The organism is Kitasatospora sp. NBC_00039, assembly GCF_045160625.1.
In the GTDB taxonomy this organism is placed as follows: domain Bacteria; phylum Actinomycetota; class Actinomycetes; order Streptomycetales; family Streptomycetaceae; genus Kitasatospora.
Window position 1 is genome coordinate 3,401,231 of the sequence record NZ_CP108289.1, and the last position, 24,387, is coordinate 3,425,617.

Sequence of the window (24,387 nt, forward strand, 5' to 3'; positions counted from 1 at the left end):
TAAATCGGACGACATGATCGAAAGGGATCAATCTGTCCCAACTCTGGAACAACGCGCAGAACCCCGGTCCGCTCGCGCGAACCGGGGTTCTGTGCTGGTGAGTTACCCGTCTACGGTCAGTCGCCGGACCCGGGGGTCGTCTTGGCGATCTGCATCAGGAACTCGGCGTTGGACTTGGTCTGCTTCATCTTGTCCAGCAGCAGCTCGATCGCCTGCTGCGAGTCGAGCGCGTGCAGCACCCGGCGGAGCTTCCAGACGATGGCCAACTCCTCGCTGCCCAGCAGGATCTCCTCCTTGCGGGTGCTGGAGGCGTCGACGTCGACGGCCGGGAAGATGCGCTTGTCCGAGAGCTTCCGGTCGAGCTTGAGCTCCATGTTGCCGGTGCCCTTGAACTCCTCGAAGATCACCTCGTCCATCCGCGAGCCGGTCTCGACCAGCGCGGTGGCCAGGATGGTCAGCGAGCCGCCGTTCTCGATGTTGCGCGCGGCACCGAAGAACTTCTTCGGCGGGTACAGCGCGGTCGAGTCGACACCACCGGACAGGATGCGGCCGGAGGCCGGCGCCGCCAGGTTGTAGGCGCGGCCGAGGCGGGTGATCGAGTCCAGCAGGATCACCACGTCGTGGCCCAGCTCCACCAGGCGCTTGGCGCGCTCGATGGCCAGCTCCGCGACGGTGGTGTGGTCCTCCGCCGGGCGGTCGAAGGTCGAGGAGATGACCTCGCCCTTCACCGACCGCTGCATGTCGGTGACCTCCTCCGGACGCTCGTCGACCAGGACGACCATCAGGTGGCACTCGGGGTTGTTGTGGGTGATCGCGTTGGCGACCGCCTGCAGCACCATCGTCTTACCGGTCTTCGGCGGCGCGACGATCAGACCGCGCTGGCCCTTGCCGATCGGCGACACCAGGTCGATGATCCGGGTGGTCAGCACGCCCGGGTCGGTCTCCAGGCGGAGCCGCTCCTGCGGGTAGAGCGGGGTCAGCTTGTTGAACTCGGGGCGGCCGCGGCCGCTCTCCGGGTCCATGCCGTTGACCGAGTCCAGCCGCACCATGGCGTTGAACTTCTCGCGGCGCTCGCCGTCACGCGGCTGGCGGACCGCACCGGTGATGGCGTCACCCTTGCGCAGGCCGTTCTTGCGGACCTGGGCGAGCGAGACGTAGACGTCGTTCTGGCCCGGCAGGTAGCCGGAGGTGCGCACGAACGCGTAGTTGTCGAGGATGTCGAGGATGCCCGCGACCGGGATCAGGACGTCGTCCTCGCCGACCTGCGGCTCGGCTACGCCCGCCTCGAAGCCCTCGCGGCGCCCACGGCCCCGGCGGTCGCGGTAACGGCCGCGGCGGCCGCGGCGGCCGTCGCCGAACTCGTCGTCGTCGTAACCGCCCTGCTGCTGCGCCTGCGGCTGGGCCTGCTGGCCGCCCTGGCGGTTCTGCTGGCCCTCGCCCTGGCCGCCCTGCTGCTGGCCACCCTGGCGGTCGGCACGCTCGGGGCGGTCGGTACGGTCCCGGCGGTTGCGGCGGTCGCGGCGCGACTCGCGGCTCTCGCCGTCCTGGCCGGCCTGGGCCTCGCCGGCCTCCTGGCGGCCCTCGCGCTCGCCGCCCTCGCGGCGGTCGCGACGGTCCCGGCGGTCGCGGCGGGTCTCGGTACGACCCTCCTCGCGGCCCTCGAAGGCGCGGGTCTCGGCCGGGCGGGCCTCGGCCTGCTTGGCCTCGGTGGCGACCGAGGCGGGCGCCTCGGCGGCGGCCTCGGCGGTCGGGGCGCCGGCGGCCGAGGTGGCCCGGCGGCGGGTGCGCTCGGTACGGGCGGGCGCGGCGGTCTCGGCGGCGGCCTGGACCGGGATATCGATCTGGGCCTGCGCCTCTGCGGCGGCCGGGGCCTCGGCCTGCGCGGCCTTGGTGCGGCGGGCGGGCTTCTCGGCCGGCTCCGCGGCGTCCGCCTTGGCGGCGGCACGCTTGGTGGCCGGGGCGGCCGTGGTGGCGCCGCCGGCGGCGAGCAGCGGGTCCCCGCCGCTCTTCTCCTTGATGGCCTCGATCAGCTGGCTCTTGCGCAGGCGTCCCGTGCCGCTGATCCCCAGCGTCGAGGCGAGCTTCTGCAGCTCGGCCAGGACGAGGCCGTCCAGGCCCGCGGCAGCGGTACGACGGCGCCGGGCCGGGGCCGCGGGGGCGGCGGCTGCGTCCGACGCCTCGGCGTCCGGGCGCGCGCCCATCAGATCGGTGGTGTCGCTCACTAAGGGTCCTTCCCTGGAGCGGACGTCGGCCTGTCTGGCTCGGCGACCGGTTGTGCTGTCCTGACCAACGCTCGACTGCGTCGGTCCGAGGCGGTGATCCCCCGAATGGCGGTCGCCAGTCGGGAGAGGGCTGCGAGGTGCGGTGCGTGAAGCACGGTGGTGCTGAGTGGCGCGATGGGACGGTCGCGTGCCGACCCTTCCCCCCAGCCTTCGGCCGGGAGGTACCCCCACCCCAGCTTCGGTAGGGGGTGTACCCCCACGCTGCCTGCGAATCCCGGGCCCCGTCGCGTGACGGTGGCCCGTGCTCCGCCCGTTCTGGCCTCAGGTGGAGGCTGCGGGTGGGAGTCAGGTGCCGTCACGGCTTCGGGATGCGGCCGCAAGTCGCGCAGGCAGGCTGCGTACGCGCTGCGGTGGGCTCCCGGAGAATCGTCGCCCCGTGCATCGCCGGGGCTCCGCGCGAGCGGAGCGCTGGGATCGGGACGCGGCGCACCGAGCCCCGGAGGGCACCTGGTGCAGCAATGAGGTTAACACTACCGACCCCCTCAGACATTCCCCAGCCTTGCGCTTGCCAATCGTGTCCGGACAACCCGGCTCCGGCCTGCGCCGGTCCGGGCTGCCGGACGTCCCGCCCGATGTCCTGCCGACGTGCTCGATGTCCTGCTCGACGGGCCCGTCGTACTGCTCCAAGGACCGCTCCGACCTGGTGCTCAGGCGTCGAGCGGGAGCACCGAGGCCCCGGCCCGGTCGAGCTCCAGCCGGTGCGCGGCGAACACCGGGCCGCCGTGACCGTGGTCGTCGGCGAAGGCCAGCACCTTCTCGGCACCCGCCTCGTCGGTGAGCGCCAGCACGGTCGGGCCGGCCCCGGAGATCACCGCGGGGATGCCCTCCGCGCGCAACGCCCCCACCAGCGCGGCACTGTCCGGCATCGCCGAGGCACGGTAGTCCTGGTGCAGCCGGTCCTCGGTGGCGGCGAGCAGCAGCTCGGGCCGCCGGGTCAGGGCCTCCACCAGCAGCGCGGCGCGGCCCGCGTTGACGGCGGCGTCGGCCAGCGGGACGGTCCTGGGCAGCAGGCCACGGGCGGTCTCGGTGAGCACCTCGGTGGCCGGGATGAAAACCACCGGGACGACCTGCGCGGACGGCTCCAGGGTGACGGCCTTGGCCGACTCCTCGTCGGTCCAGGCCACCGTGAAGTTGCCGCGCAGGCAGGCCGCGACGTTGTCCGGGTGGCCCTCCAGCTCGGAGGCGAGGGCCAGCAGCGCGTCGTCGTCCAGTGCGGACGGGCCGCCGATGGTGACGGCGCGGGCGGCCACGATGCCGGCGCAGATCGCGGCGGACGAGGAGCCCAGGCCCCGGCCGTGCGGTATCCGGTTGGCACAGACGACCTCGAGGCCGCGCGGCTGGCCGCCGAGACGGTCGAAGGCGGCCCGCATCGAGCGGACCACCAGGTGGCGCTCGTCGCGGGCCAGCGTGTCGGCACCCTCACCGGCGATGTCGACGGAGAGCCCGGAGTCGGAGACCCGGACGACCACGTCGTCGTACAGACCCAGGGCGAGTCCGAAGGCGTCGAAGCCGGGGCCGAGGTTGGCGCTGGTCGCGGGAACCCGGACCCGGACGGCGGCAGCACGGAACGCAGGACCGGCCATGCGGTGGACTCTCCTGGGGAAATCGGGCGGCGCGAAGCGCGTCGGTGCGAGGGTGGGGAGGGGCCGCGGGCCCCGGCCGGGGCGGGCGGTCACAGTCGTCGGCGCGGCCCGCAGACGGGCCGGACCCGGGGCATGTGCCACACGGCCGAACCCAGAGTATCGAAGAGAGGTTCCACAGTGGTACACCCCGTGGGCCTTCGATCTGGTGTGTTGCCGTTTCTGGCCGGAATGCATGCCGGAATGGCATCGGAATGCGCGGCTGAATTGACACAAAAGTGTCAGCCGAGAACGGCGTCGGGCCGACCCCCGAAAGGGTCGGCCCGGACACCGGTCACGGGGTGACGGGGCTCAGTCCAGCAGGCCGAGGCGCTGGGCGGCGGCCTCCGCGTCGATCGGGACCACCTGGGGCTGCGGCGCGCCGGCCACCGCCCAGTCCGGGTCCTTGAGGCCGTTGCCGGTCACGGTGCAGACGATCCGCTGGCCCGGGTCGACCAGGCCGGCCTCCGCCTTGGCCAGCAGACCGGCCACCGAGGCGGCCGAGGCGGGCTCCACGAAGACGCCCTCCTGCGCGGCCAACAGCCGGTAGGCGGACAGGATCTGACGATCGGTCACCTTGTCGATGAGGCCGCCCGACTCGTCCCGCGCGGCGAGCGCGAAGTCCCAGGAGGCGGGGTTGCCGATCCGGATCGCGGTGGCGATGGTCTGCGGCTTGAGCACCGGGGCGCCGTCCACGATCGGGGCCGAACCGGACGCCTGGAAGCCCCACATCCGCGGGGTGCGGGCGGCCAGCCCGTCGGTGGCGTATTCGCGGTAACCCTTCCAGTACGCGGTGATGTTGCCCGCGTTGCCGACCGGGAGGACGTGGATGTCCGGCGCGTCGCCGAGCATGTCCACGATCTCGAAGGCGGCGGTCTTCTGGCCCTCGATGCGAGCCGGGTTCACCGAGTTGACCAGCGCCACCGGGTACTTCTCGGACAGTTCACGCGCAAGAGTGAGGCAGTCGTCGAAGTTCCCGTCCACCTGCAGGATCTTGGCGCCGTGGACCAGCGCCTGGCCCATCTTGCCGAGCGCGATCTTGCCCTGCGGCACCAGCACCGCCGACACCATCCCGGCGCGTACCGCGTAGGCGGCGGCGGAGGCCGAGGTGTTGCCGGTGGAGGCGCAGATGACGGCCTGGGCGCCGTCCTCCTTCGCCTTGGAGATGGCCATCGTCATGCCGCGGTCCTTGAAGGACCCGGTCGGGTTGGCACCCTCGACCTTGAGGTAGACCTCGCAGCCGGTGCGCTCGGAGAGCACCTGGGCGGGGACGAGCGGCGTGCCGCCCTCCAGCAGGGTGACCACGGGAGTGGAGTCGCTGACCGGCAGGCGGTCGCGGTACTCCTCGATCAGGCCGCGCCACTGGTGGGTGTGCGCGCCTCTGGCGATCACGGCGTTCATGGCTGTTCCTACTCCCCTTCAACCCGCATGATGCTGGCCACGTCCCGCACGCTGTCCAGCGCACGGAGCTTGTCCACCGTCGCCGACAGGGCGGCGTCGGTGGCACGGTGGGTGACCACGACGAGCGAGGCGTCGCCGTCGCGGCCCTGCTGGCGCACGGTGTCGATGGAGACGCCGTGCTCGGCGAAGACGGACGCCACCTGGGCGAGCACGCCCGCGCGGTCGTCCACGTCCAGGCTGACGTGGTACCGGGTGACGACCTGGTCCATCGGCTTGGCCGGCAGCCGGGTGTACAGCGAGTCACCGGGGCCGGTGGCGCCGGCGAGCTTGTTGCGGCAGACCGCGACCAGGTCGCCGAGGACCGCGGAGGCGGTCGGCGAACCGCCCGCGCCCGGGCCGTAGAACATCAGCCGGCCGGCCGCCTCGGCCTCGACGAACACCGCGTTGTACGCCTCGCGGACGGACGCCAGCGGGTGCGACAGCGGGATCATCGCCGGGTGGACCCGCGCGGTGACCGACTCGCCGTCCGCCGCGCGCTCGCAGATCGCGAGCAGCTTGACCACGCAGCCCATCTCCTTGGCGGAGGCGATGTCGGCGGCGGTCACCTCGGTGATGCCCTCGCGGTAGACGTCCGCCGCGGTCACCTTGGTGTGGAAGGCGATCCCGGCCAGGATCGCGGCCTTGGCGGCGGCGTCGAAGCCCTCGACGTCGGCCGTCGGGTCGGCCTCGGCGTAACCGAGCGCGGTGGCCTCCTCCAGCGCCTCCGAGTAGCCGGCGCCGGTGCTGTCCATCTTGTCGAGGATGAAGTTGGTGGTGCCGTTGACGATGCCCAGCACCCGGTTCACCTTGTCCCCGGCGAGGGACTCGCGCAGCGGGCGCAGCAGCGGGATCGCGCCGGCCACCGCGGCCTCGTAGTAGAGGTCGACCCCGGCCTCGGCGGCCGCGGCGTGCAGCTCGGTACCGTCCTGGGCGAGCAGCGCCTTGTTGGCGCTGACCACCGAGGCGCCCTGCTTGAACGCCGACAGGAGGAGGTGTTTGGACGGCTCGATGCCGCCCACCACCTCGATCACCACGTCGATGTCGCCCCGGTTGACCAGGGCCTCGGCGTCGGTGGTGACCAGGTGCTCGGGCACGCCCGGGCGGGTCCGGCCGGCCCGGCGGACCGCGATGCCGGCGAGCTCGACCGGCGCGCCGATGCGCGCGGCGAGGTCGGCGGCGTCCGTCGTCATGATGCGCGCCACCTCGGAGCCCACCACACCACAGCCCAGCAACGCCACCTTCAGCGGCCGCGTACGCATCATCCGACTCCGCTCTGCATTCATCGTGCTTCGGTATTCCGGCGGGATTTCGGGTCCGCCGGAACTTCGGTCTGTACCAGTCTCCGGGACTTTCCGTACGGATCTACGGTCGTTCCATGATCTGAGACGAGAATTTCGTCATCCGATATCGAGACGCAGGAGATCCTCCTCCGTCTCGCGCCGGACGATCACCCGGGCCGAACCGTCCCGGACGGCCAGCACCGGGGGCTTGAGGGCGTGGTTGTAGTTGCTCGCCATCGAGCGGCAGTAGGCGCCGGTGGCGGGCACCGCGAGCAGGTCGCCCGGGGCCAGGTCGGCCGGCAGGAAGGCGTCCCGGACGACGATGTCGCCGGACTCGCAGTGCTTGCCCACCACACGGACCAGCATCGGCTCGGCGTCGCTGCTGCGCGACACCAGGGCCACCGAGTACTCGGCGTCGTAGAGCGCGGTACGGATGTTGTCGGACATGCCGCCGTCCACGCTGACGTAGGTGCGCAGCCCCTCCAGCGGCTTCACCGTGCCCACCTCGTACAGCGTGAAGGTGGTCGGGCCGACGATCGCGCGGCCGGGCTCGACGCTCAGCCGGGGGGCGCTCAGGTCGGCGGCGGCGCACTCGCGGCGCACGATTTCGGCCAGCGCGGAGGCGATCTCGGCGGGCTCGCGCGGGTCGTCCTCGCTGGTGTAGGCGATGCCGAGGCCGCCGCCGAGGTCGATCTCGGGCAGCTCGACGCCGTGCTCGTCGCGGATCTCGGCCAGCAGGCCGACCACCCGGCGGGCGGCCACCTCGAAGCCCGCCGTGTCGAAGATCTGCGAGCCGATGTGCGAGTGGATGCCGCGCAGCTCCAGGTTCTCGCCGTGCGCGAGCACCCGGCGCACGGCCTCGGCCGCCGCGCCGCCGCCCTCCCGTCGCCTACCCTCACCCTCGGCCCTGCCGCTTCGCGGCGCGGCCAGATTGAGCGAGAGGCCGAACTTCTGGTCCTCGTGCGCGGTGGCGATGAACTCGTGGGTGTGCGCCTCGACGCCGACGGTGATCCGGATCAGCACCGGCTGCCGGACGCCCTGCCGGCCGGCGATCGCGGCCAGGCGCTCGATCTCCTCGTAGGAGTCGACCACGATGTGGCCGACGCCCGCCTTCACGGCCTGCTCCAGCTCGTGGACGGACTTGTTGTTGCCGTGCAGCGCGATCCGCTCGGCGGGCATCCCCGCGGCCAGCGCGACCTGCAGCTCCCCGCCGCTGCACACGTCGACGTTCAGGCCCTCCTCGTGCAGCCAGCGCACGACCGCCTTGGAGAGGAACGCCTTGCCCGCGTAGTACACGTCCGCGTCGGTGCCGAAGGCGTCCCGCCAGGCGCGGGCCCGGGAGCGGAAGTCAGCCTCGTCCATGACGTAGGCCGGGGTGCCGAACTCGGCGGCGAGCCGGTTGACGTCGAGACCGCCGACGGTGACGACGCCGTCGGCGCCGCGGGTGACCGTCCGGGACCAGACCTTGGGGTCGAGCACGTTCAGGTCGGCCGGCGGGGCCTGGTAGTGGCCCTCGGGCAGCACGTCGCCGTGACGGGGGCCTGCGGGGTGTGCGGAGCGACTCATGAGCTCTTCCTAGACCTATGGCGAGGGGCGGCGACGGTCCCCGTTGACCGTCCGCCGCCCCCGCTCTGCGCTGTGGGGGGTGGTGCTACATCCGCTCGGGCGCCGTCACGCCCAGGAGCGTGAGGCCGTTGGCGATCACCGTGCGCGTCGCGTCGGCGAGCCAGAGCCGGGCGTGCGTGAGGTCGGTGACCTCCTCGTCGCCCTTGGGCAGGATCTGGCAGTTGTCGTAGAACCGGTGGTAGTCGCGCGCGACCTCCTCCAGGTACCGCGCGACGTGGTGCGGCTCCCGCAGCTCGCCGGCCTTGGCCAGCACCCGCGGGAACTCGCCGAGCTGGCCGAGCAGGTCGGACTCCCACTCGGTGGCGAGCAGCTCCGGTTTGAAGTCCTGGGCCTTGGTGATGCCGAGCCCGGCCGCCTTGCGCTGGACGGAGCTCATCCGGGCGTGCGCGTACTGGACGTAGAAGACCGGGTTCTCGTTGGTCTGGCTGGTCAGCACGTTGATGTCGAGCGTGATGGTGGAGTCCGTCGAGGACCGCGCCAGCGTGTAGCGGGCGGCGTCCACTCCGATCCACTCGACCACGTCGTCGATCGTGATGATGTTGCCGGCCCGCTTGGACATGCGGACCTCTTCGCCGTCGCGAAGCATCTTCACGAACTGGCCGATCTTGACCTCGATGTTGCGGTCCATGTCGTCGCCCGCGCAGGCCGCGATGGCCTTGAGCCGGTTGACGTAGCCGTGGTGGTCCGCGCCCAGCATGTAGACGGAGACCTCGGAGCCGCGGTCCCGCTTGGACAGGTAGTACGCGGCGTCGGCGGCGAAGTACGTCGTCTCGCCGTCGGCCTTGATCAGGACGCGGTCCTTGTCGTCACCGAAGTCGGTGGTGCGCAGCCAGATGGCGCCGTCCTGGTCGAAGACGTGGCCCTGCTCGCGCAGCCGGTCGATGGCCTTCTCGACGGCGCCGGAGTCGTGCAGCGACTTCTCCGAGAACCAGACGTCGAAGTGGGTGCCGAACTCCTCCATCGAGCGCTGGATCTCGGCCACCATGAGCTTGAGGCCCTCGGCGCGGAAGACCTGCAGCTGCTCGTCCTCGGGCAGGTCGAGCACGCCGGGGACGCCGTCGGTGATCGCCTTGGCGATGTCGGCGATGTACTCGCCGACGTAGCCGTCGGCGGGGACGGGCTGCCCGTTGGCGGCGGCCTTCAGCGAGCCGGCGAACTTGGAGATCTGCACGCCGGCGTCGTTGAGGTAGTACTCCGTGGTGACGTCGGCGCCGGACGCCCGCAGCACGCGCGCCAGGGAGTCGCCGACGGCGGCCCAGCGGACGCCGCCGATGTGGATCGGGCCGGTCGGGTTGGCGGAGACGAACTCGAGGTTGATCTTCAGGCCCTCGAGCGCCTCGTTGCGGCCGTACTCGGCGCCCGCCTCGACGATGGTGCGCGCCAGTGCGCCCTGGGTGGCCGTGTCGAGGGTGATGTTCAGGAAGCCCGGACCGGCGATGTCGACCTTGGCGACCCCGGGCAGCTCGCGCAGACGGGCGGCCACCAGGTCGGCCACGGCTCGCGGCGGCTTACCGGCCGGCTTCGCGAGCTGGAGGGCCACGTTGGTCGCGTAGTCGCCGTGGTCCCTGTTCTTGGGCCGCTCGATCGTCACGTGCTCGGGCACGGCGACGGCCAGCTCGCCCGCCTCGACGGCGGCGCTCACTGCGGCCTGGACTGCCTGGGAAAGCTCTGCGGGGGTCACGACGCCAAGCGTAGGCGAGACGGGGCACCCGCCCGCCACTCGGTTTACCGGTTGAGACGCCCGGCCGCCGTGCTCAGCCCCGATCGATCCCATCCGTTCGCTGAGGGCGAAATCCGTCCGCGCCGCCGCCCAGCGTCATCAGACGCCACACCAGCGCGACCAGATCCGCCGGATCGAAGGGCTTCCCGAGGTACCCGTCCACGCCGACCGCCTCGCCGAGATCCAGATCGGCCGGCGTGCAGGCGCTCACGATCGCGATCGGCAGCCCGCTCGTCCCCGGCGCCGCCCGCAACCGGGCCGCCGTCCGCAGCCCGTCCAGCCGCGGCATCACGACGTCCAGCGTCACGACGTCCGGCTTCACCCGGCGGACCACCTCCAGGCACTCGGCGCCGTCGGCGGCGGTCACCACCTCGAAGCCCTCCAGCTCGAGGTTGACCCTGATCAGCTGGCGGATCACCTCGCTGTCGTCCACCACGAGGACCCGCCCGGACACTCCCGACACCTCACCGAGGGTATCGGCGGCCCCGCCGCCCCGTCCGGCCTTTCCGGACTTCCGCTCCCCTCGCTCGCCCTCCCCGGAAACCCGCCCCGGAAACCCGTGCACGGACCACGCCCCGGGCCTGGTAATGTTCTCCACGTCGGAGCGAACGCGATGACAACACCAAGCAGGCCCCCGTAGCTCAGGGGATAGAGCACCGCCCTCCGGAGGCGGGTGCGCAGGTTCGAATCCTGCCGGGGGCACTTCGCAAGAAGTGCAACAAAGGCCCAGATCAGTGGAGTTCATCCACGGATCTGGGCCTTTGTCATTCCTGCGGGCGAGTTGAGGGAGCGTCCGCCCCACCGGGCGGGGCGGCTCAGCCGGCCTCGGCGGCCGCCTCGCCGTAGAGGGCCGCGATGGTGTGGTCGAAGTAGGCGCTGTAGGAGGTGTCGGAGGTGTCGCCGCCCTGCTGGTAGCCGCCGATCACGCCGATGACGTGGCCGGTGGAGGTGCTGATCCAGGGGCCGCCACTGGTGCCGCCGGGGTAGTCGGCGCAGTCGATGACGCGCTGGTAGCTGCTCCGGCGGCCGGTGGTGTTGGTGCAGAGGAGGGGCGTCTCGGAGCCGCTGGCGTAGCCGTAGAGGCGGACGGTGGCGTCGAAGGGTTCGTCGGCGCCGAGTGAGTTGGCGCCGACCACGTCCTCGATCCGGCGGCCGCCGGCGGCGGCGGTCTCCAGGATGGCGAAGTCCTCGTCCTGGTCGCCGTTGCGGGACCAGCCGGTGGTGGTGTGGATGGCGGTGACCCGCCAGGTGCCGTACGGGGCGGTGCCGTTGCGGTAGCCGGGGGCGAAGGTGACACCGGCGGTGCTGTTCAGGCAGTGGGCGGCGGTGAGCAGCAGGTTGCCGGTGGGGCTGTGCAGGACGCTGGCGGTGCAGAAGTGGTCTCCGGCCGCGACCTCGCCGCTGAACAGGGCTCCCACGGTGGCCGATTCGGAGGTGGCCGATGCGCGGGCGGCCGGGGCCTCGGCGGTGGTGCCGAGGGAGACCGTGGGGGTGTCGGCCGGCGTGGGGGCGTCGGTCGCCGTCGGGGTGTCGGTCGCCGTCGGGGCGGGGGCGGCCTGGACCTCCCACGGGTCCGGCGACGCGGTGTCCGCCGGCGTGGCCGACGGTGCGGCCGGCGCGGTGATGTCCGAAGTGGCCGACGGGGCCGGGCCCGCCGGGGAGACCACCATCGCCGACGGGCCGCCCGCCGCCGTCGCCTCCGAGGCCAGGTCGTGCGTGCCCGCGACCACCGCGGCGAGGGTGAGCGCGGCGAGCGCGCTCAGGAGGGTGGGGGTCAGGAGGCGGCGGCGTCGGGGCGCGCGGCGGCGGTGCTGGCCCATACCTGGTCTGCTCCTGCCCTGGGTGTCGGTGCGAAGACGGTCCGACTATGGCGGAAGGAGCTGGGAGGGTCGTTATGCCCGGCTGGGAGACCGATGAGAAAACCGCGCCGGGGCGACCGGGCCCGGTCAGCCGGCCAGGGCGCGCGCCAGGCCGTCGGCGAGACCGTCCGCGGTGATGAACGCGGTGTGCGTCCCGGCGGTGGTGCAGGCGAACGCGCCGGCCACCGAGCCGGCGCGGGCGCACTCCGGCAGCGGGCGGCCGCGGAGCCAGCCGTGCAGGAAGCCGGTCACGAACGCGTCACCTGCGCCGTTGGTGTCGACGACCGGGCGGCCCGGGTCGACGGCGGGCAGGTGCAGCGGCGGGGTGTCGCGGGTGAGCAGGTGGCAGCCCTCGGCGCCGGCGGTGGCGATCACCGCGCTGGCCCGGCCCTCGGCGAGGATCGTCCGCATCAGCTCCTCGTGGCGGCCCCGGCAGCCGGCCACCGAGAGGAAGACCAGGTCGGAGTTGAGGGCGTAGTCGCGGTGGTGCGGGTTGACGCCGTCCCAGTCGTGCAGGTCGGTGGAGGTGGTGCGGCCGAGCCGGTGGAGGTCCGGGTACATGTCGCGGTTGGGGCCGGTGATGGAGAGGTGCACGTGCCGGCTGCGCTCGACGTACGGCAGGTAGAACTCGCGCGGGAGGCGCAGGTCGGCGGGGTGGCGGCCGTCGTAGAAGGAGAAGCGGCGGCCGGCCGCGTCGACCAGGTTGACCGCGCGCGGGGTGCCGTGCGGCGAGACCAGGTGGGCGAACGGGAGGCCCTGGCGGGCGTACTCGGCGAGGATCAACCCGGCCTGCGGGTCGTCGCCGAGGTGGTCGAGGAAGGCGGTGCGCAGGCCGAGGTGGTGGGCGCCGAGGGCGACGCCGTTGCCGGTGTGGGCGACGTAGTCGCGGACCGGCGGCACGTACTGCGAATCGCCGTCGGGCACTTCGAGCCGGTCGACCCGGACGATGGTGTCGACTCCGGCACCGCCGACCACCAGCAGGTCATGGGCGAACGAGGACTCGGACTCCGACACGACGGCGCCTCCTTGATCCCTGGGACTGACCAGGAGTCAAGCAGGCGCCGGAGGTTGACTGCAAGACCTTGCGGCAAGTTTCAGGATGCCCGTTGTCTGTCGCTCGGCGTCACCGCCCCCGCCTTGGCACTCACGTCCGCGGTGCCCCCGGCGCCGGCCTCGGCGACGGCCACGGCCTCTCCGGGTTCGAGTCCGGCCGCCTCACCGGGCGCCGGACGGTGGGTGATCATCAGGAAGGCGACCAGCGCGGCGACGATCAGGATCCCCATCGCCACCCAGGTCGCGGTCACGTAGCCGTGCACCGCACCTTGCGCCTGTACCGCCGGGTCGGAGGCGACCCGGGTGGCCAGGTACGACGCGGTGGCGCTGGCCGCGATGGTGTTCAGCAGCGCCGTGCCGAAGGAGCCGCCCACCTGCTGGGCCGAGTTGATGGTGGCCGAGGCCGCGCCGGCCTCGTTCGGGGCGACGCCGAGGGTGGCCAGGCTCATCGACGGCATGAAGACCAGGCCCATGCCGAAGCCGAGCAGCAGCTCCGCGGGCAGCACCATGGCGGCCCACGGGCTGTCCACCTTCATCTGGGTCAGCCAGGCCATGCCCGCCGCGGCGAGCAGCAGCCCGGGGGCGATCAGGTTGCGGGACGGCACCCTGGTCATCAGCCGGGCCGCGATGCCGGTCGAGCTGATGACGATGGCGGCGGTCATCGGCAGGAAGGAGACACCGGAGACCACCGGCGAGAAGTGCTTGATCACCTGGAGGTAGTAGGTGAGGAACAGGAACAGGCCGAACATGCCGACCATGGCCAGGCCGACCGAGAGCGCGCCGCCGCCGCGGTTGCGTTCGCCGACGATGTGAAGCGGGAGCAGCGGGTGCCGGGTGTTCTTCTCGACCAGCACGAAGAGCGCGAGCAGCAGGACGCCGAGCCCCAGCGAGCCCAGCACCAGCCAGTCGCCCCAGCCCCGGGTCACGGCCTCGGAGGTGCCGAAGACGATGGCGAGCAGGCCGCCGCAGCCGAGCAGCGCACCGGGCAGGTCGAGTCTGACCCGGCGCCCCTTGGCGATGTGGTCACGGGTGAGCACGTAGTAGGCGGCGACGGCCGTGGCGATGGCGATCGGGGTGTTGACGAACAGGCACCAGCGCCAGTTCAGGTACTCGGTCAGCAGACCGCCCGCGATGAACCCGATCGCGGCACCGCCGCCGGCGATCGCGCCGAAGATGCCGAAGGCCGTACTGCGTTCCTTGGGGTTGGTGAAGGTCGTGGACAGCAGCCCCAGCGCCGAGGGCGCGAGGATCGCGCCGAAGGCGCCCTGCAGGGCGCGGGCCCCGAAGAGCATGGCTGGTCCGACCGCCGCGCCGCCGATCGCCGAGGCCAGGGCGAAGCCGAGCAGGCCGATGGTGAAGACGCGCTTGCGGCCGAAGAGGTCGCCCAGCCGGCCGCCGAGGAGCAGCAGGCCGCCGAAGGCCAGCGTGTAGGCGGTGATCACCCACTGCCGGTTGGCGTCGGAGATGCCGAGGTCCTTCTGGGCCGACGGCAACGCGATGTTCACGATCGTGATGTCGAGGACGATCATCAGCTGGGCGATGGCGATGACCGCCAGGGCCCACCAGCGGCGGCTGTCCGCCGCCCCATGAGCTTCATGACCGGTGGCAGTTTGAGCAGACACTGGTTGAGCCTTCCGGAGGGGATCGGAGAGGTCACGCAGTCGCCTTCAAGCCAAACTCGCGGGGCGCCGAATGGCAAGGAAAAACCTCACCAAATACGGCGATTCAGGACCAAAGAACCAGGGTCCCGGGACCAGGGGACGAGGCCCAGGAGCACCGGGCGGGCCCGGGGCAGCGCGGCGGACGAGGACGCACGCGGGCCCCGGGCGTCCATGACACCCGGGGCCCGGCGAAGTACCGCGACGGGGCTCAGAGCGCGGCCAGCTCCGCGACCAGGTCGTCCAGGCCGAGCGAACCCTGCGACAGCGCCGCCATGTGCCAGGCCTTGAGGTCGAACTCCTCGCCCCGCGCCTCGTGCGCCGCCCGCGCCGCCGCCCGGCCGCGCAACCAGGCGCGCTCGCCCAGCTTGTAGCCGATCGCCTGCCCGGGCATGCCCAGGTAGCGGACCAGCTCGCTGTCCAGGAAGTCCGCCGACAGCCCGCAGTACAGGCCGAAGAACTCCCGGGCGGCGTCCGGCAGCACCGGCTCGCCGGGCTTGTACGGGGAGTCCGCGGGGAAGTCCAGGCCGACGTGCATGCCGATGTCGACGATCACCCGCAGCGCCCGCATCATCTGGGCGTTGAGGTAGCCGAGCCGGTGGCCGGGGTCGGTGAAGTAGCCCAGCTCGTCCATCAGGCGCTCGGCGTACAGCGCCCAGCCCTCCAGGTTGGCGCTGACCCCGCCGAGGCTGACCTGGTAGGTGGAGAGCCGGTCGGCGACGTAGTTCCACTGCGCGAGCTGGAGGTGGTGGCCCGGGACGCCCTCGTGGTACCAGGTGGAGACGAGGTCCCAGACCGGGAAGCTGTCCCGGCCGATGGTCGGCAGCCAGGTCCGCCCGGGGCGGGTGAAGTCCAGCGAGGGCGCCGTGTAGTACGGCGCGGCGGCGCCGCCGGCCGGAGCGATCATCGACTCGACCCGGGTGACCGGCTCCGCGAGGTCGAAGTGGGTGCCCTGGAGGTCGTTGATCGCCTGGTCCATCAGGCCCTGGAGGTACTCGCGGGCGGACTCCGCGCCCTGGATGGCGGGGCCGTCGCTCTCCAGCCACTTCATCGCCGCCATCGGGCCGGCGCCGGGGAGCACCTTCTCGGCCTCCGCCTTCATCTGGGCGTGGAGGTCGTGGAACTCCTCCCAGGCCCAGGCGTACGCCTCGTCGAGGTCGAGGTCGGCGCCGGTCCAGTAGCGGACCCAGCGGCCGTAGCGCTCGCGCCCGGTGGTGTCGGGGGCGTCGGCCGCGGCCGGGCCGTAGACGTCGCGCATCCAGTCGCGCAGCTCGGCCAGCGCTTCGGCGGCGGCGACGGCGTGCTCGGCGAGGCCCGCACGCAGTCCCTCGGGGGCGTCCTTGACGAACTCGCCGAACCACCCCGCGCGTCGCCCGCCGTCACCGTTGTCCGGGCCGCTGCGCGGTGCACCCGCGTCCAGCCACTCCCCCAACTGCTCGACCACGGTGGTGACCTGGCGGGGGCCGGAGAGCAGGCCGCGCCGGATGCCCTCGGCGAGGGTCTCGCGGTACTGCAGCAGGGCGGCGGGCACCCGGGCCATCCGGCGGCCGACGACCTCCCACTGCTGCTCGGTCCCGGTGGGCATCAGGGTGAAGACGTCACGGACGTTGTGCACCGGCGAGCCCAGGTTGCGGACCGCGCGGAAGCTCTCGCCCGCGTCGTGGACGGCGAGTTCGGCGGTGAGCCGCTCGCGCAGCAGCCGGGCGCACCGGCGCTCGGCCTCGCCCTCGGCGGCCCCGGCCTCCTCCGCCTCGGTGAGCCGCGCGAGGGTCTGCCGGGCCAGCTCGGCGACCGCCTCGACGCCGGCCGGGGAGAGGTCGGGGAGGCGGTCGTCCTCGGGGTTGAGCCCCAGATACACCGCGGTCAACGGGTCCAGCAGAGCGAGCGCCTGGACGTAGGCGTCGGCGACACGGCGCGGGGTGGTGCCGTCGGAGCTGATCAGTTCTTCAACCATTCGGACATCATTTCGTGGCAGGGGCCGTTTGCAAGCCCCTATCCCATGGCATGGGCCTGCCAGTTCAGGCTCCGGCCCGCCGCTCCCGCCACCCCCGGAGCACCACGCCCGGGTCCCAGGTGGGCCGTCCGCGCGCGAAGCGGAAGAAGCAGAGGCCGATCAGGACGGCGCAGAAGTGTCCGAGGTCCGTGAAGGTGTGCGAGGTGACCAGCGGCACCAGGTAGAAGACCAGCACCCCGCCGCCGTACAACCACCGCCAGCGCCCGGCGAGGCGGTAGGCGAGCACGGCGACGACGCCCGCCAGCGCGTACGAGACGCCGACGTCCACGGTGCCCGCGAGGTCCTCGTGCAGCCGGCCCTTCGCGATGCCCCGGGCGACCACGCCCTCGCTGACGAAGGTGGCCAGCACATGGGCGGTGGCGGCGACGGTGAACCAGCGCAGGGTGCCCAGCCAGCGTTCGGCGTTGGCGTGGAAGAGGCTGAACAGCACGAAGTAGAGGAGAAAGGCCGACGACTCCGTCCAGATCGCGCTGGCCACCAGGACGTGCACCGGGTCGGAGCGCAGGTTGTCGACGTTGGTCGACCGGGCGGCCAGGAACCAGTCCAGGTTGGCCTGGTCCATCCGCGCCACCACGAAGCTGGTGGCCGCCAGCACCAGCAGCCACACGTACGTGCCCGGGGCCGAGCGGATCCACGCCCGCACGGCCCGCGGCAGGCGGCGCAGCAGGCCCGGCCGGTCCGGCGTCCGCGACATCCGGCGGCCCCTTCCTCGGCGGCGGCGGCAACGCCTCCATCCTGGGCGAGGCGCCCTCGTTCCGCCCGCCCACGGGAGCGCGCAGGCAGCGGCGCGGACACCCGTTCGAGAAGTACCACGCATGCCAGGAGCCGAACGCCCTGACGCCCATTACGCTGACCGCCATGGACGCCAGCTCAGCCCCCGCCCCCGTCACCCCCGAGGCACGCCCGCGACGCACCGGGTACCGGCGGCTGCCGGTGCAGCAGCGGCGGGAGCAGCTGATCGCGGTGGCGCTGGAGCTGTTCGCCGCCAGAGCGCCCGAGGACGTGGGCCTGGACGACGTGGCGGAGGCCGCGGGGGCGTCACGGCCGCTGGTGTACCGGTACTTCGCGGGCGGCAAGCAGCAGCTTTACGAGGCCGCGCTGCGCACCGCGGCCGAGGAGCTGACCAGCCGGTTCACGGTGCCGCTGACCGGCACCCCGACCGCGCAGCTGGCGGCCGTGCTGGACAGCTACTTCGCCTTCGTGGCCGAGCACGACGCGGGGTACGCGGCGCTGCTGCGCGGCGGTTCGGTGGTGGAGACGGCGGGCACGTCGGCGATCGTCGACGAGGTCCGGCGGGCGGCGCTCAAGCGGACGCTGCGCCATCTGGGCGTCCGGGAGGCGGGGCCGCGGCTGACGCTGCTGGTCCGCTCGTGGATCGCGGTGGTCGAGGGCGCCTCGCTGACCTGGCTGGACGAGGGCCGGGCGGTGCCGGTGGCCGAGGTGCGGGACTGGCTGGTGGACCAGTTCGTGGCGATGGCGGCGGCGACGGCGCTGGGTGACCGCCAGACGGCGGACGTGCTGGCGGGGCTGCTGGCACTGGAGGGCCCGGACGACACCCGGGTGGAGCGGCTGCGCGAACTGCTCGCGCGGCGGCCGTAGCGGCGCACCGCACCGGGTCGCGGCAAACCCCGGCCCCCGTGCCCGGGGCAAGGGTCGCCAGTGGCGGGCGTTACGCCTTGCCGAACACCTGCCGCTGCCGGCCGAGCCCGTCGATCTCGATCTCGACGATGTCCCCGGGGATCAGGAACGGGGTGCCGGGGTGGCCCAGGGTGACGCCGGCCGGGGTGCCGGTGACGATCACGTCGCCCGGCTCCAGCACCATGAACTGGCTGGCGTACCGGACGATCTCCAGGACCGGGAAGACCATCTGCGAGGTGGAACCGTCCTGCCGCAGCCCGCCGTTGACCCAGAGGCGCAGCGGCAGCCGCTGCGGGTCCGCCACCTCGTCGGCGGTGACCAGCCAGGGCCCGAGCGGGGTGAAGGTCTCCGCCGACTTGCCCTTGTCCCACTGGCCGCCGCGCTCGAACTGGAAGGCGCGCTCGGTGACGTCGTTGGCGATGGTGTACCCGGCGATGACCTGCGCGGCCTCCGCGTGGTCCGCCAGGTACCGGCCGGTCCGGCCGATCACGATGGCCAGCTCGGCCTCGTAGTCGGTCTTCTCGCCGCCGCGCGGCACCAGCACCTCGTCGTACGGGCCGACCACGGTGGAGCTGGGCTTGAGGAAGATCACCGGCTCGTCCGGGATCGGCGCCCCGGCCTCGGCCGCGTGGTCGCGGTAGTTGAGCCCGATCCCGACCACCTTGCCCGGCCGGGCGACCGGCGCGCCCACCCGCTGGGCGGCGAGGTCGGTCTCCGGCAGCAGGCCGGCGGCCACGTCGCGGGCCAGCGCGTCCGGGTCGAGCCCGGCGAGGAACGCGCCGTCGATGTCCGGGGCGCGCCCGGAGAGGTCGTACGCGGTGCCGTCCTGGCCCAGCACGACCGGACGCTCGGCGCCCGGAGGTCCGACACGGAGGAGCTTCATATGAGCGTCACCACCAGTTTCTTCGCAGCTGGCCGGGGCGGCCGCACACCGCTCCCGGACTCTTGCATGCGAGGTATATCAATGCCTCCCACCTGCGAACCAGACCGTCTCGATGGGCGAGTTCCTATCAATTCGCACAAGCCGTGACGGTGCCGAATCAGGTGCCCGTACGGTTGACAGCCTTCCGGGCCGGCCGGCCGTCGCGGGCCGGGCGAGGTGCCCGGGAGTGCCCGGGAGGGCTGCGGGAGGGCAGCGGGGCCTGCGAGAGCGCTGCGGGAGAGCTCCGCCATGGGCGAACGGCGTCCTGCCCAGGGCGAACAGGCGCATGGGCGGCCGGGCGGGAGCACAGGATCGCGGGCATGGAGCTGATACGGGTACGCCCCGAGTTGTACATGATCACACTGGACTTCGGCACCGCCTACCTCTGGCGGGACGAGAACGCGGGCGGGGACGGGGGCGGCGACGAGAACGGGGGCGGGGAGGCCCTCACCCTGGTCGACACCGGCATCGCCGGGTCGGCCGACGCCGTCGAGGCGGCGATCCTCCGGGCCGGGTCGGACCCGGCGGCGCTGCGCAGGATCGTGCTGACCCACCACCACGAGGACCACACCGGCTCGGCCGCCGAGCTGGCGCGACGCTGGGGCGCCGAGGTGGTGGCGCACCGGCTGGAGGCCCCGGTGATCCGCGGCGAGCGGGAGCCGGTGCCGCCGGTGCTGAGCCCGTTCGAGCAGGAGCTCAGGGCCGGCCTGCCGCCGCTGCCCCCGGCCCCGCCGTGCCCAGTCGACCGCGAGGTCGAGGACGGCGAGGTGCTCGGCTTCGGCGGGGGCGCGGTGGTGGTGCACGTGCCGGGGCACACCGACGGCAGCATCGCCCTGCACCTTCCCGGGCCCGGCGTGCTGTTCACGGGGGACGCGGTGGCCAACGTCGGCGGGCGGACCATGCTCGGCGTCTTCAACACCGACCCGGTGCGGGCCGCCGACGCCCTGCGCCGGCTGGCCGCGCTGCCGGTGGGGACGGCGGTCTTCGGGCACGGCGACCCGGTCACCGACGGAGCCTCGGCGGCGCTGCGGTCAGCCGTCGAGCAGCTGCCGCAGGGATAGCGGCCGGTCCGGGCCCGGACCGCCGCGCTCGCACGCGCGCCGCCAGCGGTCCAGGTCGCGCAGCACGTCGGCGCGGGCGTCCGGCTCACCGAGGGCCCCGGACAGCTCGGTCAGCAGCGCGACGGCGGCGCCCGGGCTGCCGTCGCGGGCCAGCCAGAGGGCCAGGTCGTGGCAGGTGCGCAGGGTGCGGACGTCGTCGGGGCCGCAGACCCGGGCGAGCTGCGGGATCAGCGGGGTGAGGATCCGGACGGCCTCCCCCGGCCGGCCGTCCGCCCCGTGCTGCCAGGCCTGGTCGGCCCGCCTGCGCAGCACCTCGGCGCTGGGCTCCTCCGGGCCGAGCCGGACCTCGCGCAGCCGGCGGCGGACCTCGGCGGCGTCGGCGGGCCGGTCGGCCGGGTCCTTGGCGAGCAGTTGGCGGACCAGCACGGCGAGCGCCGGATCGGGGGTGTGGACGGGCGGCGGCGGGTCGTTCAGGTGCTGGTACATCATGGTGACCGGCGAACCGGCGTTGAACGGCCGTTGCCCGGTGCAGAGTTGGAAGAGCACCACGCCGAGCGCGTAGAGGTCGGCCCGGCCGTCGATGGGCGCGCCGGACCAGCACTCGGGCGCCAGGTAGGGCGGGGTGCCGATGACCACGCCGGTGGAGGTGAGCCCGCCGCCGGACTGGGTCAGCAGCCGGGCGATCCCGAAGTCCAGCACCTTGGCCTCGCCGCTGTCGGCGATCATGATGTTCTCGGGCTTGATGTCCCGGTGCACCACGCCCGAGCGGTGGGCGGCGTCCAGCCCCTTGCAGACCTGCCGGACCCACTTCAGCGACAGCGCGAGGTCGGGGGTGCCCTCCCTGAGGACCGCGGAGAGCGGCCGGCCGTTCACCAGCTCCATCACCAGGTAGTGGGTGGAGAGGGCGCCCCGCTGCACCCGGCCGTAGTCGTACAGGGTGACGATGTGCGGATTGGAGAGGCTGCCCGCGGTCCTGGCCTCCCGGATGAAGCGCTCGACGGCCTCCTCGTCGCTCGCCTTCTCCTCGGAGAGGACCTTGACCGCGACCGGCCGTCCGATGTTGCTGTCGTACGCCGTCCAGACCACCCCGAAGCCGCCCGCGCCGAGCTTGCGGTCCAACCGGTAGCGGCCGTCCAGCACCTCCCCAGCCCTCATGTCTCCCCCAACCCCCCAAGTCCACCGGATTCGAACGGTGTTCACCGTGACCGGGGCCACGATAGCGGTGGGGGAGAACAGGAGGGTGAACGGACTGCGGCTCGGCCCGGACGGCCCCCGGGAACAGTCAGAGGACCTTGGCCAGGAAGGCCCGGGTGCGCTCGTGCCGCGGGTCGTCCAGGACGGCCGTCGGCGGGCCCTGCTCGACCACCACGCCGCCGTCCATGAAGACGACGGTGCCGGCGACCTCGCGGGCGCCGATCTCGTGGGTGACCACGATCATGGTGGTGCCGGCCCGGGCGAGGTCCTTGATGACGTCCAGCACCTCTCCGACCAGCTAGGGATCGGGCGCCGAGGTGGGCTCGTCGAAGAGCAGCACCTTCGGCTCCAGCGCCAGCGCCCGGGCGATCGCCACCCGCTGCTGCTGGCCGCCGGACAACCGGCGGGGGTAGGCGTCCGCCTTGTCGGCCAGGCCGACCCGCTCCAGCAGCTCCAGCGCCGCCGCCCGGGCCTCGGCCCTGGGCCGGCGCAGCGCACCGGCCGGCGCCTCGATGACGTTCTCCACCACGGTGAGGTGCGGGAACAGGTTGAAGTTCTGGAACACGAAGCCGATGTCGGTGCGCCGGCGCAGGACTTCGCGCTCCTTGAGCTCGTGCAGCCGGCCGCCGGAGCGCCGGTAGCCGACCAGCTCGCCGTCGATCGCGACGAAGCCCCGGTCCGGCTTCTCCAGGTGGATGATCGAGCGCAGCAGGGTGGACTTGCCGGAGCCGGACGGGCCGAGCACCACCGTCACCGAGCCGGCCGCCACGTCGAGGTCGACCCCGCGCAGCACGGCGAGCTGCCCGAAGGTCTTGTACAGGCCCCTGACCTGCACCATGGGTGCTGCGGCGACGGTGGTGGTGGCGGTCACCCTGCTGGAGGGGATCCGGCCCTGGGCGGCGGGGCGCACCCGCGCCGCACCGCTCTCGGCCCGCACACCAGCCTCCGCGCGGCGGCGGCCTTCGCCCGGCCGCGTACCGACTCCCCCGGGTTCCGGCAGAACGACGCCGCCGCCCGCGCACTGCTGCGCGCGCTGGCCGGCGTGCCGGCGGAACCGGCGGTGAGCGGCTGCCGCTGACCGCGCGGGGCGCTACGGACCGAAGAGCTCCTCCACCAGGTCCTCGGCCGTGACGTGATCCGGAGCGGACAGGATCCAGTCCCCCACCCCCTTGATACCCGTCCCGCGCTCCAGCGCGTTCAGGCAGGCGTTGGCCTCCTGGTCCGAGGCGAAGTCCCAGGCCAGGAGGCGCCGGATCAGCACCACGGCCTCGAGCGGGCTGATCTTCATCCGCCGCGAGGCGCGGGGGCGGCGGGCCGGCTGCGCCAGCCGCTGCTGGTAGCCGGCGAGGTCGTGCCAGGCCTGGACGGTGGTCGGGTGCTGCTCGCCGAGCGCCCGGGCGAGGTCCGGCAGCAGCGTGCGCAGCTGGAGCACGGCGCCTTCCAGATCGCCCCGGTTGGCCGCGTACACCGCCAGGTCGTGCCGGGCCTTCAGGACGCGGGCGTCGTGGCCGCCCCAGATGGCGTGCATGTCCGGCAGCAGCTCGGAGAGCCGGCGGATCGCGGTGACCGTCTCACCGCTCTCGCCGATGCACCAGCTCAGGTGGTAGCGGGCGGCCAGGGTGTCCGGATCGGTCTGGCCCAGCGCGAGCCGCATGTCCTCGACCACGGTGGAGAGCAGCCGGATCGCCCCGTCGAGGTCGCCGGCCCGGCTGAGGTACCAGGTGAAGTCCCGCCAGGCGCAGAGGGTGTCCCGGTCGGTGGCGCCGAGCGCGACGACGGACTCCCGGGCCACCGCCTGGAGCTGGATGGCGGACTCCCCGGCGGTGGCCGCCCGGAAGGCCGCGCTCCGGCGCTCGCGCAGCGCGGCCCGGACGGTGTCGTTCGCCGCGGCGGGCGGGGCGGTGACCGGCGGCGTGGTGAGCGGCGGGAGCACGGGCGGCACCTCGGCGCGCGGCTGCGCGACGGGCGGGGTGGGAGGCGGCGCGAGCGGCGGAGCGGGAGCCGTCGACGGCGTCGACGGCGGGGGCGGCATCGACGGCGGGGGCGGCGCCGGACGGTCCAGCACCGTCGCGGCCGGGGCCGGGGCCGGGGCCGCGGCCGCCCCCTCCGCCGTGCGCCGCTGCGCCAGGGCCGCGAGCCGCCGCTCCACCGACCGGGCATCGGCCGGGCGGTCCGCCGGGTCCTTCGCCAGCAGCTCGGTCACCAGCGCGGCCACCTCGCCCGGCAGCCCGAACTGCGCCGGATCCAGCGCCGGCGGCGGCTCGTTGAGGTGCTGGTACATCAGCACCGGCGTCGAGTCGCCACTGAACGGCCTCACCCCGGTGCAGAGTTCGACCAGCACGCAGCCGAACGCGTAGAGGTCCGCCCGGCCGTCCACCCGGCCGCCGGTCCAGCGCTCCGGCGCCATGTACGCCGGGCTGCCTATGACCGTCCCGGTGGTGGTCAGCCCGCCCGCACCGACGTCCAGTTGGGCGATCCCGAAGTCCAGCACCTTCAGCGTGCCGGCCTCGGTGACCATGATGTTGTCGGGCTTGATGTCCCGGTGCACCATGCCGGCGTCGTGGGCGGCGGCCAGCGCGGAGCAGATCTGCCGCCCCCAGCGCAGGCTCTGCACCGGGTCGGGCAGGCCGGCCCGGAGCACGGCGGTCAGGGTGCGGCCGGTGAGCAGCTCCATCACGAGGTAGGTCACCTGCCGGCCGCCGAGCTCGCCCTCCCCGAGGTCGTGGACGGTGACGATGTGCGGGTGCGAGAGGTTCCCGGCCGCGCAGGCCTCCCGGACGAACCGCAGCGCGGCCTTCTGCTGGTCCCCTCCGTGGTGGCCGATGACCTTGACCGCCACCTGCCGCCGCATCCGGGTGTCGAAGGCCCGCCACACCACGCCGAAGCCGCCCTGGCCGAGCCGTTCCAGCAGCTCGTACCGGCCGTCGAGGACATCCCCGACCGTCACCCGCCCCACCCCCACCTCTCGAAGCCGTCACACTCTACCGACGCCGCCGGGCCCGCCCGGGGGCCCTGCCCCCG

Annotated in this window: 17 protein-coding genes, 1 tRNA gene and 2 pseudogenes; 4 read left to right on the top strand and 16 right to left on the bottom strand. The window is 73.1% G+C overall.

All coding sequences use genetic code 11. The annotated features are described in order from the left end of the window. Positions 1-116: 116 nt before the first annotated feature. From rho to OG286_RS15020, 7 genes are all read right to left on the bottom strand, one after another. Entirely contained in the window at positions 117-2,222 is a 2,106-nt protein-coding gene (rho, locus tag OG286_RS14990) for a transcription termination factor Rho (protein WP_396320829.1), read from the bottom strand. Between the two features lie 707 nt (positions 2,223-2,929). Continuing rightward, positions 2,930-3,865: a homoserine kinase gene (gene thrB / locus OG286_RS14995; protein WP_396320828.1), complete on the bottom strand. Its 936-nt coding sequence runs from the start codon at positions 3,863-3,865 to the stop codon at positions 2,930-2,932. Between the two features lie 348 nt (positions 3,866-4,213). Further along, entirely contained in the window at positions 4,214-5,302 is a 1,089-nt protein-coding gene (gene thrC, locus OG286_RS15000; protein WP_396320827.1) for a threonine synthase, read from the bottom strand. A gap of 8 nt (positions 5,303-5,310) precedes the next feature. Further along, the gene (locus tag OG286_RS15005; RefSeq protein ID WP_396320826.1) at positions 5,311-6,603 is read right to left on the bottom strand and encodes a homoserine dehydrogenase; all 1,293 of its coding nucleotides are present in this window, start codon (positions 6,601-6,603) and stop codon (positions 5,311-5,313) included. A gap of 135 nt (positions 6,604-6,738) precedes the next feature. Further along, positions 6,739-8,187 carry a diaminopimelate decarboxylase gene (gene lysA, locus OG286_RS15010; RefSeq protein ID WP_396320825.1) on the bottom strand — a complete coding sequence of 483 codons (1,449 nt, stop codon included), beginning with the start codon at positions 8,185-8,187 and terminating at the stop codon, positions 6,739-6,741. 85 nt (positions 8,188-8,272) lie between these two features. After that, on the bottom strand, positions 8,273-9,928 hold the full coding sequence (gene argS, locus OG286_RS15015; RefSeq protein WP_396320824.1) for an arginine--tRNA ligase: 1,656 nt from the start codon (positions 9,926-9,928) through the stop codon (positions 8,273-8,275). 73 nt (positions 9,929-10,001) lie between these two features. Then, complete coding sequence (locus tag OG286_RS15020) at positions 10,002-10,421, bottom strand: PleD family two-component system response regulator (protein ID WP_405366057.1); 420 nt, start codon at positions 10,419-10,421, stop codon at positions 10,002-10,004. Positions 10,422-10,597: 176 nt separating this feature from the next. On the opposite strand from OG286_RS15020, the gene OG286_RS15025 reads away from it, so the two are divergent. Continuing rightward, positions 10,598-10,669, top strand: a tRNA-Arg gene (locus OG286_RS15025). Positions 10,670-10,782: 113 nt separating this feature from the next. Here OG286_RS15025 and OG286_RS15030 read toward each other — a convergent pair. The 5 genes from OG286_RS15030 to OG286_RS15050 all read right to left on the bottom strand — a co-directional run bounded on the left by OG286_RS15030 (position 10,783) and on the right by OG286_RS15050 (position 17,245). Next, the gene (locus OG286_RS15030) at positions 10,783-11,787 is read right to left on the bottom strand and encodes a trypsin-like serine peptidase (protein ID WP_396320823.1); all 1,005 of its coding nucleotides are present in this window, start codon (positions 11,785-11,787) and stop codon (positions 10,783-10,785) included. A gap of 126 nt (positions 11,788-11,913) precedes the next feature. After that, on the bottom strand, positions 11,914-12,840 hold the full coding sequence (locus tag OG286_RS15035) for a carbohydrate kinase family protein (protein WP_396320822.1): 927 nt from the start codon (positions 12,838-12,840) through the stop codon (positions 11,914-11,916). Positions 12,841-12,920: 80 nt separating this feature from the next. After that, positions 12,921-14,501 carry an MFS transporter gene (locus tag OG286_RS15040; protein WP_396320821.1) on the bottom strand — a complete coding sequence of 527 codons (1,581 nt, stop codon included), beginning with the start codon at positions 14,499-14,501 and terminating at the stop codon, positions 12,921-12,923. Between the two features lie 247 nt (positions 14,502-14,748). Then, positions 14,749-16,491, bottom strand: a complete 1,743-nt coding sequence (locus tag OG286_RS15045) for a DUF885 domain-containing protein (RefSeq protein WP_405365345.1) — start codon at positions 16,489-16,491, stop codon at positions 14,749-14,751. A gap of 64 nt (positions 16,492-16,555) precedes the next feature. Continuing rightward, positions 16,556-17,245: a rhomboid-like protein gene (locus OG286_RS15050; RefSeq protein WP_396320819.1), complete on the bottom strand. Its 690-nt coding sequence runs from the start codon at positions 17,243-17,245 to the stop codon at positions 16,556-16,558. A gap of 164 nt (positions 17,246-17,409) precedes the next feature. Between OG286_RS15050 and OG286_RS15055 the strand changes: the two genes are divergently transcribed. Beyond that, positions 17,410-18,150, top strand: a complete 741-nt coding sequence (locus OG286_RS15055) for a TetR/AcrR family transcriptional regulator (RefSeq protein WP_396320818.1) — start codon at positions 17,410-17,412, stop codon at positions 18,148-18,150. Positions 18,151-18,220: 70 nt separating this feature from the next. On the opposite strand, the gene OG286_RS15060 is transcribed toward OG286_RS15055, so the two are convergent. Next, the gene (locus OG286_RS15060; protein WP_396320817.1) at positions 18,221-19,072 is read right to left on the bottom strand and encodes a fumarylacetoacetate hydrolase family protein; all 852 of its coding nucleotides are present in this window, start codon (positions 19,070-19,072) and stop codon (positions 18,221-18,223) included. A 359-nt stretch (positions 19,073-19,431) separates the two neighbouring features. Here OG286_RS15060 and OG286_RS15065 point away from each other — a divergent pair, with 359 nt between their 5' ends. After that, positions 19,432-20,172, top strand: coding sequence for an MBL fold metallo-hydrolase (locus tag OG286_RS15065; RefSeq protein ID WP_396320816.1), 741 nt, complete (start codon positions 19,432-19,434; stop codon positions 20,170-20,172). Here OG286_RS15065 and OG286_RS15070 read toward each other — a convergent pair. Both OG286_RS15070 and OG286_RS15075 read right to left on the bottom strand, forming a co-directional pair. Continuing rightward, on the bottom strand, positions 20,143-21,327 hold the full coding sequence (locus OG286_RS15070) for a protein kinase domain-containing protein (protein WP_405361356.1): 1,185 nt from the start codon (positions 21,325-21,327) through the stop codon (positions 20,143-20,145). The genes OG286_RS15065 and OG286_RS15070 overlap by 30 nt on opposite strands. A gap of 127 nt (positions 21,328-21,454) precedes the next feature. Then, positions 21,455-22,204, bottom strand: a pseudogene (locus OG286_RS15075) (amino acid ABC transporter ATP-binding protein). A 45-nt stretch (positions 22,205-22,249) separates the two neighbouring features. Between OG286_RS15075 and OG286_RS15080 the strand changes: the two are divergent. Continuing rightward, positions 22,250-22,444, top strand: a pseudogene (locus OG286_RS15080) (hypothetical protein); the annotation flags it as partial. Between the two features lie 12 nt (positions 22,445-22,456). Here OG286_RS15080 and OG286_RS15085 read toward each other — a convergent pair. Then, on the bottom strand, positions 22,457-24,313 hold the full coding sequence (locus OG286_RS15085) for a protein kinase domain-containing protein (RefSeq protein ID WP_405361354.1): 1,857 nt from the start codon (positions 24,311-24,313) through the stop codon (positions 22,457-22,459). Positions 24,314-24,387: the final 74 nt, after the last annotated feature.